The sequence below is a fragment of the Lacinutrix sp. genome, assembly GCF_037625555.1.
In the GTDB taxonomy this organism is placed as follows: Bacteria; Bacteroidota; Bacteroidia; order Flavobacteriales; family Flavobacteriaceae; genus Lacinutrix.
In genome coordinates, this window is sequence record NZ_JASJHV010000082.1 from 48,331 (window position 1) to 57,702 (window position 9,372).

Sequence of the window (9,372 nt, forward strand, 5' to 3'; positions counted from 1 at the left end):
TAATAATAAATAAACTAAAGCGTTTAAATATCTTAACCAGAAGATGGGTTAATGTTAAATAGCAAGTAATTATTAAAACTATAAAAATAATACAGGTATGAAATCTTTCATTTTAGAGGTATTAGAGAACCTTAAGGACAAAGGTGAAGATTTTTCTAGCCTTTGTTTTATTTTACCTAGTAAAAGAGCAGGAGTATTTTTAAGACAAGAACTATCTGCTGTTGTTAAAAAAACAATATTCTCTCCTACTATTATTAGTATAGAAGAATTTGTAGAGGAATTAGCACAACTAAAACCAATTTCTAATACAGAGTTGTTATTTGAGTTTTATAACACGTACTTAGAACTCACTCCTAAAAAAGAACAAGAACCATTTGAAACCTTCTCTAAATGGGCTCAAATTTTACTTCAAGACTTTAATGAAATTGATCGCTACCTTATAGATCAAGAAAATATTTTTGATTACTTAAGCGCAATTAAAACCCTTGATCATTGGTCTTTGGAAGACAATAAAACTAGTGTTGTAAAGAATTACCTTAAATTCTGGGAGAAACTTAAACTTTATTATCACCATTTCTCCACAACTTTAATAGAAAAAAAAACAGGCTATCAAGGTTTAATTTATAGAGAAGCCGTAGAAAACATTCAAAACTACTGTGCCACCAACACTCAAAAACATATTTTTTTAGGATTTAATGCTCTAAATTCTGCTGAAGAAACAATAATTCAAGAGTTCTTAAATAATGATTATGCTGAGGTGTTTTGGGATATTGATGAGGTGTTTATAGAAAACTCAATTCATGACGCAGGATTGTTTACAAGACAACATAAAGTTAATTGGAAGTATTTTAACACTAATCCTTTTAATTGGATTACAAATAACTATACAAAAGATAAAAATATAGAAGTTTTTGGTGTGCCTAAAAATATAGGTCAAGCAAAAACTATTGGTTCACTATTAAAAGAGATTGCAAAAGAAAAACCAGACTTTAAAAGTACCGCAGTTGTTCTTGGTGACGAAAACTTATTAATCCCAGTATTAAATTCTATTCCTTCAGAAATTAATATGTTAAACATTACAATGGGATTTCCCTTAAGCTCTATTACATTAGCATCACTTTTTGAACAGCTTTTTGCTATACATAAAAAATCTGCAGATACATATTACTATAAAGACATTATTGGTTTATTATCTCATCAATACATAAGACCATTATTTAACGTAGATAATATAAATTACGCTACAGAACTTATTGATACTATTAAAAAAAATAACCTAGTCTATTTATCGCTTACAGATTTAAAAACTTACTCTAAAAGCACTAACCCAATATTAGAATTGGTTTTTAGTAATTGGCAAAACAATGCTATGTTTGCCCTAGAAACTTGTTTTAAAATAATAGATTCAATAAAAGACTTTTTATCATTAAACAAAAAAGAGAACATGTTGTCTTTGGAGTATTTGTTTCGTTTTAATAAGCTATTTAATGAGCTTTTAAGATTAAATGATGACTATAGTCATATTAACGATATATCTGCTCTTTTTAGTATTTATAAGGAGCTTCTAACATCTGAAACACTAGATTTTCAAGGCGAACCTTTACAAGGTTTACAAGTTATGGGAATGTTAGAATCTAGAGTTTTAGATTTTGAAACAGTAATTATATCAAGTGTAAACGAAGGTGTTCTGCCTTCAGGAAAAAGCAACAATTCTTTTATTCCTTTTGATGTTAAAATAGAGAATAACCTTCCAACTTATAAAGAAAAAGATGCCGTATATACGTATCATTTTTATAGATTATTACAGCGTGCAAAAAATATATATATTTTATACAATACCGAAGCAGATGTATTAACTGGTGGCGAAAAAAGCCGCTTTATTAATCAATTAGAATTAGAAAAAATTCATACTATTAAACATACTATTATAACGCCTATTGTACCAAATTTTGAAACGAGTTTAAAGGAAATTACTAAAACTGAGCCTGTAATAAAACAATTAAAAGAGCTTGCTAAAAAAGGTTTCTCTCCTTCATCTTTAACTAGTTATGTTAGAAATCCTTTAGATTTTTACTATCAAAAATTATTAGGAATAAAAGACCTTGAAGACGTAGAAGAAACTGTAGCAGCTAATACCATGGGTACAGTAGTTCATGATACTTTAGAGGCTTTATATTTACCCTATATTGGTAAGGTGTTAAAAATAGGAGATATTGATAAAATGAAACCTCTAATAGATTCTAAAACATCGCAATTCTTCCTTAAAGCTTATGCAGATGGAGACATGACTAAAGGTAAAAACCTTATTATTTATGAAATAGCAAAACGTTATGTAGAGAATTTTTTAAAACTAGAAATTCAAGATTTAAAACAAGGGAATACTATTAAAATATTGGCTTTAGAACAAAAAGCAGAAATACCATTAAATATATCTGAATTAGATTTTGAAGTTAATTTAAAAGGAACCGTAGATCGCGTAGATGAATACAATGGTATTACTCGAATTATAGATTATAAAACAGGTAAAGTCCTTGATAATGAAGTTTCAATTATAGATTGGGAAGACTTAACAAGCGATTATAAAAAATACAGTAAAAGCTTTCAAATATTGGCTTATGCTTATATGATGAATAAAGAAAAGCCACTTAATTTTCCAATAGAGGCTGGTATTATTTCCTTTAAAAATTTACAGTCAGGGTTTTTAAAATTTACTAAAAGAGATCAAGTTCGTGGAGGAAGCAAAGATAATTTAATTACAACAGAGACTTTAGATGATTACTATCAAGAACTTAAAAAGCTAATTATTGAAATTTGTAATCCAAAAATTAATTTTATAGAAAAAGAGATAAAATGATTCAAAAAAACTTAGTTTTAACTCAAAAACAGTCTAAATCTATAGTTTTTGATGTCTTTTATAATAAAACAGAAAAACAAAAACCTTTAGTTATTTTCTGTCATGGTTATAAAGGTTTTAAAGATTGGGGAAGTTGGGATCTGGTTGCAGAAGCTTTTAAAGAAGCGAATCTGTTTTTTGTAAAATTTAATTTTTCCCATAATGGAGGTAATATAGAAAACCCAATAGATTTTCCAGATTTAGAAGCCTTTGCCGAAAACAATTACACAAAGGAATTAAACGATTTAGATTCTGTTATAAATTATTTTTTAATGGAGAACAATAACTTTAGCGCAGAGATAGATTTTAATAATATAACTGTAATTGGGCATTCTCGAGGTGGAGGAATAGCTATTTTAAGAGCTTCAGAAGACTCTAGAGTAAAAAGGTTAATAACTTGGGCTAGTGTTTGTGATTTTGCAAAACGCACAGCAACTATAGGTGATTTAGAGGAATGGAAAAAGGATGGTGTTAAGTTTGTTTTAAACGGAAGAACTAAGCAGCAGATGCCACATAATTATCAATTCCATGAAAATTTTATAACAAATCAATCACGCTTAGATATAGAATATTCAGCAAAAAAACTTAGCATTCCATTTTTAATTATTCACGCCAAAGAAGACCCATCGGTTAAATATAATGAAGCAGAGAATCTTCATCTCTGGAATAAAAACTCATTGTTATTACCAGTAGAGAATAGTGATCATGTCTTTAATGCAAAACATCCTTGGTTAGAAAAAGAGATACCTTTAGCTCTTGACACTGTTGTGAAAAATAGTATTAAGTTTATTTTAAGCCACTAAGTACTAAAACAGGAAATTGAGAAATATGGAAATCTTTTTTTAAAACCACATTCTTTTCCCAAAGCTTTCCAAAAAAACCACGTTTGCGCCTCACTACACAAAGTAAATCAGGACTAGTAATTTTGTAATGTTCTAAAACACCATGATATGTAGTAGCATTCTCGCTTTTAGTTATATTAGTTACAATAGCACCTAATTCTGCATTAACATCACAATCCCCATCGTTATAAAAAGGTGTTTTAACTAATAATAAGTTTACAACCGAGTCAAAATCGTCTTTAACCATTTTTAAGGTTTTTAAGGCCTCCTCTTTTTTTATAATTGCAGATTTTAATGCCAATAAAATAGAATTAATTGGCCTGAACACATAGCATTCAGGTATTATTAGCGCAGGTATATTAGTTCGTTTAATAATCTTACCAGAAGTTTTACCTAAATACACCTCGTCTTTTATAGAATTTGTTCTTGGTTCTAGAATTATTAAATCGATATCAAAAGCCTTACAAACTAAATCTATAGTGTTAACTAACTTTCCTTTAAAAGTTTTAGTAACAACTTCTACACCTTTATGTTCAATTTGAGACACATGATGCTCTAAAAAAGCTTTACTTTCTCTTTCTATAATATGATCGACCTTTATCATTGTTCCCGCTTTTGTATAAACATTGTATACTTGAACAACGTAGAGTTTTGCACCAGTTGCTCTAGCAAAATCTACAGCATATTGCAAGTGATTTTTAGCATTTTTAGACGACCCAACAGGAACTAAAATATTTTTCATAATATAACTATTAAGAGTATTTAGACTACAAAAGTACAGTTTTTATACTAAATCTTCCGACCTTCGTATTCTCCAAACACTAAATTCATCTTGAGCACAAATATTAGCTTAAAACATATAAACAAATTAGCAATTCCTGCGCTTATATCTGGTGTATCGGAGCCAATATTATCGTTAACAGATACTGCCATTGTTAGAAATGTAGATTTTAATGCTACAGAATCTCTAGCTGCTGTTGGTATTGTTTCTGTTTTTCTATCAATGCTAATTTGGGTTTTTGGTCAAACTAGAAGTTCCATTTCTTCTATTGTTTCACAGTACTTAGGAGCGAACAAATTAGATAAGGTTAAAAATCTTCCAGCTCAAGCAATTTTTATAATCACTTCTTTAAGTATATTAATTATTATTGGTACTTATCCTTTTGCAGAGTCTATATTTAAATTATATAATGCCTCAGATATTATTTTAGACTACTCGGTTTCTTACTATAGAATTCGAGTTTTTGGTTTTCCATTCACATTATTTACAATTGCAGTTTTTGGTGTGTTTAGAGGTCTCCAGAATACTTATTACCCAATGGTTATAGCTATTATTGGCGCTTTAGTTAATATTGTTTTAGATTTTGTTTTAGTATATGGTATTACAGATATTATTCCAGCAATGCATATTCAAGGTGCAGCTTATGCAAGTGTTATTGCACAATTTTTAATGGCGTTACTTTCAGCCTACTTTATGCTTAAAAAAACAGATATTCCGTTATTAATAAGTTTTCCTTTTAATAAAGAAATTAAGCGTTTTTTATTAATGATTGGTAATTTAATTATAAGAACATTAGCTTTAAATGTTACTTTATACTTTGCAACAAGATATGCAACTAGCTATGGTAAAGAATACATTGCAGCTTATACCATTGCAATAAATTTATGGTTTTTAGGTGCTTTTTTAATAGATGGATATGCAAGTGCAGGCAATATTTTATCTGGTAAGTTATTAGGAGGTAAAGAATACAATAAGCTCTTAACCTTAAGCAATAAATTAATTAAATATGGAGTAATTATTGGGTTAGTAATAGCTGTTTTAGGCTTTATAGTTTATTATCCTTTAGGTCATGTCTTCACAAAAGACCCAGAAGTTTTAGAACAATTTTATAAAGTATTTTGGATTGTATTAGCCATGCAGCCAATTTGCGCTTTAGCCTTTATTTTTGATGGCATGTTTAAAGGATTAGGTAAAATGAAAGATCTTAGAAACCTTCTCCTATTCTCTACGTTTGTTATTTTTTTACCAATATTATATTTACTCGATAAAAACAATTTAAAATTAACAGGAATTTTTATAGCGCTTACATTCTGGATTATAGCAAGAGGTTTGCCATTAATAATAAAATTTAGAAAAGAATTTTCACCACTATCACAAAAGAATTAACTTTGGTGTTTTAAGTATTATAAATATATGGAAATATTAAATTTTTTAGGAGGCAGTGGCTTTTTTGCAATTCTAGCCTTTGTTATTGTTATAATTTATTTATATAACAGGTACAAAAACCGTAGATAATGGGAAACATTCGTATTACAAAACTATTCTCTTTCGAAACAGGCCACGCACTATATGGTTACGATGGAAAATGTAAAAATGTACATGGACACAGTTATAAACTTTCTGTAACCGTTTTTGGAAAACCAATTTCAGACAACACAAATGTAAAATTTGGAATGGTAATAGATTTTTCAGATTTAAAAAAAATTGTAAAAGAAGAAATTGTTAATGTGTTCGACCATGCAACAGTATTCAATAAAAATACACCACATGTAGAATTAGCCAAAGAACTTGAAGACCGAGGACACAATGTGTTATTGGTAGATTATCAACCAACAAGTGAAATGATGGTAATAGATTTTGCAAAAAAAATTAAAAAGCGTTTGCCAGAAAACATAGCATTACATTCTCTAAAACTTCAAGAAACAGAAAGTTCCTATGCAGAGTGGTACGCATCCGAGAATAGTTAAGATGTTTTGAGCGTTACCTAAAGGTCAGGCTTTCCACTATATCTTTTTTTGCCATTTATGGTAGCAAAAAAAGGATGCCGTTGCAATCCTAAACGCACTTATCTATTAAGTTTAAGTTCAAAGAAAAAGACAAGCTACTATTTATTAAGAGGTTCCTACCTTTGTAGGAATTGGTTATATTTACAACATGCAAATTCCAAAAGGAAAGAAAATTTATTTCGCTTCAGATAATCATTTGGGTGCTCCAACAAAAGAGCAGTCCTTTCCTCGCGAACAAAAATTTGTTGCTTGGTTAGATGAAGTAAAAGAAGATGCAGCAGCAATTTTCCTCTTAGGCGATTTGTTCGATATGTGGATGGAATATAAAACCGTAGTTCCAAAAGGCTTTACAAGAACACTAGGCAAACTGGCAGAAATTAGTGACTCTGGAATCCCAATTTATTACTTTGTTGGGAATCACGATTTATGGATGAATGGTTATTTTGAAGAGGAGTTAAACATTCCTGTTTTTCACAAACCACAAGAATACACGTTTAATAATACCACTTTTTTTATTGGCCATGGAGATGGTTTAGGTCCAGGAGATAAAGGTTATAAGCGTATGAAAAAGATTTTTACCAATCCGTTTTTTAAATGGTTATATCGCTGGATACATCCAGATTTTGGTGTACGTATTGCACAGTACCTTTCTGTGAAAAATAAATTAATCTCTGGAGACGACGATGCTAAATTTTTAGGCGAAGATAACGAGTGGTTAGCACAATATTGTAAACGTAAATTAGAAACTAAGCATCGCGATTATTTTGTGTTTGGACACAGACATTTACCTTTAGACATCAAACTAAACGACACTTCAAGATATATAAATCTAGGCGATTGGGTTGGTTACTATACTTATGGCGTTTTTAATGGAGACACCATGGAGTTAAAAAAATACTAATCTAGTAATGCCTTTAAAGTCATAATATCAATTTTCCCGTCTGGATACAGATTGTTTTTTTTCTCAAAGCTTTTCAAAGCTTCAGAAGTAATACTCTCATAAACACCATCTACAGGAATTGAGTATCCTTTTTTAACCAACAGCTTCTGTAGTTCAAAAATAAATGGGCTATTTGCTTAGGGTAAAGTGCCTGTTTTGGCATCATTTTTAATATTAACTCCTTATTGTTTTAATGCAAGTTCTACTTTCTTATAATCTTCTATAGAAAGACCTTTGGTTTCAAAAATCTTAATGTCATCGTTAGTTAATCCGTCTGCTTTAAGCCCTTTAGAACGCTCTAAAATAGCTTTGTATAAGTTTATAATTGCTACTTTCTTTCCATACTCTAAAACAGCATAAGTAGTTTCTTCATTAACTTTTTCAGGACTTCTAACGTCTATTTGGTTAGCACTCCATTGCATTTGCATAAAATTGTTTGCAGCTTCTAAAGCGTTATAATAATTAGAAACAATTTCTGGATTGTGGTAATTTAGATCTATAGTATTAGAAACTGGAATATTTGCATTATTGGGATGAAAACGTTGGTGTTCTTTGTATTCTGAATAGGCAAACATTAGAACTATAACTGCAAGAATAAAGAGTAATATTTTTTTCATTAGTTACTTGTATTGGTTGATTTAGCACTTAGACTAGTAGTAAAGATCAGAGAATTTTAGAGGTAATTAATTAATCGTTAGCTTCAAAGTCTTTTGTTAAATCTAGCTTTCTAAAACTAGGAGAGACAATTGCTGTGGTTATTACAGTTATTAAAGTCATGGTGCCACCAAATACAACAGCAGTTGCTGTTCCCATTAATTTAGCCGTAACACCACTTTCAAAAGCACCAAGCTCGTTAGAAGATCCAACAAACATAGAGTTAACTGAAGAGACGCGACCACGCATATTATCTGGTGTTTTAAGTTGAAGAATGGTTTGCCTAATTACCATAGACACACCATCTGTTACACCACTAAAAAACAATGCCACTACCGAAACCCAGAATGTAGATGATAACCCAAATGTAATAATACAAACACCAAACCCAAAAATAGCAGCTAGTAATTTTATTCCTGCATTTTTACTTATTGGAATATAAGTAATTACTAACATCGTTAAAAAAGCACCAACTGAAGGTGCAGCAACTAAAATACCAAAACCACGTGGTCCAACTTTTAAAATATCTTCTGCAAAAACGGCTAAAAGCGCTACTGCTCCTCCAAATAAAACCGACACCATATCTAATGTTAAAGCTCCTAAAATAGCTTTGCTTTTAAAAACAAAACTAAGGCCTTCGGTTAAACTTTGCAGTATAGGTTCTCCTATTTTAGGATTTAAAATAGGCTTCTTTTTTATTAGAAAAACAACAAATATAGACAGTATTACTAAACTAAAAACAATACACAAAGACCATTGTACACCAATCCATGCAATAGAAAAACCAGCAAATCCAACACCTAAAACACGAGCCATTTGCCACATACTACTACTCCAGGTTGCAGCATTAGGATAAATTTTTCTTGGTACAATTAAGGCTACAAGAGAAAAAAGTACTGGACCAAAAAAGGAACGAAGAATACCACCTAAAAAAACTAATGCGTAAGTAGAGTATAGAATAGTTTTGGTTGAGAATGTTTCGATAATTTGATCTGATGCTAACCAAAAAAGACCAAAACTAATTAAAGAAAATACTGTAATACAAAGCGCTAGTAGATTTCGTTTTTCTTTTTGGTCTACAATATGTCCAGCAAATAATGCCATAATAAAGGCAGGTAAAAACTCCATTAAGCCAATTATTCCTAGTGCTAAAGGACTTTTTGTAAGTGCATACACTTGCCATTCTATAACTATAAATTGCATAGACCAAGCAAAAACCAATAAAAAACGCATGAATAAAAAAATATTAAATTCTT

9 protein-coding genes are annotated in these 9,372 nt (G+C 30.1%); 5 read left to right on the forward strand and 4 right to left on the reverse strand.

All coding sequences use genetic code 11. The annotated features are described in order from the left end of the window. The first annotated feature begins 97 nt into the window (after positions 1-97). Together QNK89_RS07275 and QNK89_RS07280 are read left to right on the forward strand one after the other, a co-directional pair. Positions 98-2,854, forward strand: a complete 2,757-nt coding sequence (locus QNK89_RS07275; RefSeq protein WP_340170359.1) for a PD-(D/E)XK nuclease family protein — start codon at positions 98-100, stop codon at positions 2,852-2,854. Next, positions 2,851-3,696 (forward strand): alpha/beta hydrolase, encoded by an 846-nt coding sequence (locus QNK89_RS07280; RefSeq protein ID WP_340170360.1) that lies wholly within the window; start codon positions 2,851-2,853, stop codon positions 3,694-3,696. Before QNK89_RS07275 ends, QNK89_RS07280 begins: the two co-directional genes overlap by 4 nt. On the opposite strand, the gene QNK89_RS07285 is transcribed toward QNK89_RS07280, so the two are convergent. Further along, complete coding sequence (locus QNK89_RS07285; RefSeq protein ID WP_340170361.1) at positions 3,680-4,477, reverse strand: universal stress protein; 798 nt, start codon at positions 4,475-4,477, stop codon at positions 3,680-3,682. The two genes, QNK89_RS07280 and QNK89_RS07285, sit on opposite strands and share 17 nt — an antisense overlap. 90 nt (positions 4,478-4,567) lie before the next feature. Between QNK89_RS07285 and QNK89_RS07290 the strand changes: the two genes are divergently transcribed. The 3 genes from QNK89_RS07290 (at position 4,568) to QNK89_RS07300 (ending at position 7,423) form a co-directional block, all read left to right on the forward strand. Then, positions 4,568-5,902, forward strand: coding sequence for an MATE family efflux transporter (locus tag QNK89_RS07290; RefSeq protein ID WP_340170362.1), 1,335 nt, complete (start codon positions 4,568-4,570; stop codon positions 5,900-5,902). A gap of 128 nt (positions 5,903-6,030) precedes the next feature. Beyond that, positions 6,031-6,483 (forward strand): 6-carboxytetrahydropterin synthase, encoded by a 453-nt coding sequence (locus QNK89_RS07295; RefSeq protein WP_340170363.1) that lies wholly within the window; start codon positions 6,031-6,033, stop codon positions 6,481-6,483. A 187-nt stretch (positions 6,484-6,670) separates the two neighbouring features. Then, positions 6,671-7,423, forward strand: coding sequence for a UDP-2,3-diacylglucosamine diphosphatase (locus QNK89_RS07300; RefSeq protein ID WP_340170364.1), 753 nt, complete (start codon positions 6,671-6,673; stop codon positions 7,421-7,423). Here QNK89_RS07300 and QNK89_RS07305 read toward each other — a convergent pair. The 3 genes from QNK89_RS07305 to QNK89_RS07315 form a co-directional block, all read right to left on the reverse strand. Continuing rightward, entirely contained in the window at positions 7,420-7,584 is a 165-nt protein-coding gene (locus tag QNK89_RS07305) for a peptidoglycan-binding domain-containing protein (RefSeq protein WP_340170367.1), read from the reverse strand. The genes QNK89_RS07300 and QNK89_RS07305 overlap by 4 nt on opposite strands. Positions 7,585-7,644: 60 nt before the next feature. After that, positions 7,645-8,079, reverse strand: coding sequence for a hypothetical protein (locus QNK89_RS07310; protein WP_340170365.1), 435 nt, complete (start codon positions 8,077-8,079; stop codon positions 7,645-7,647). Positions 8,080-8,149: 70 nt separating this feature from the next. Then, on the reverse strand, positions 8,150-9,372 hold a 1,223-nt coding region (locus QNK89_RS07315; RefSeq protein WP_340170366.1), incomplete at its 5' end, for an MFS transporter.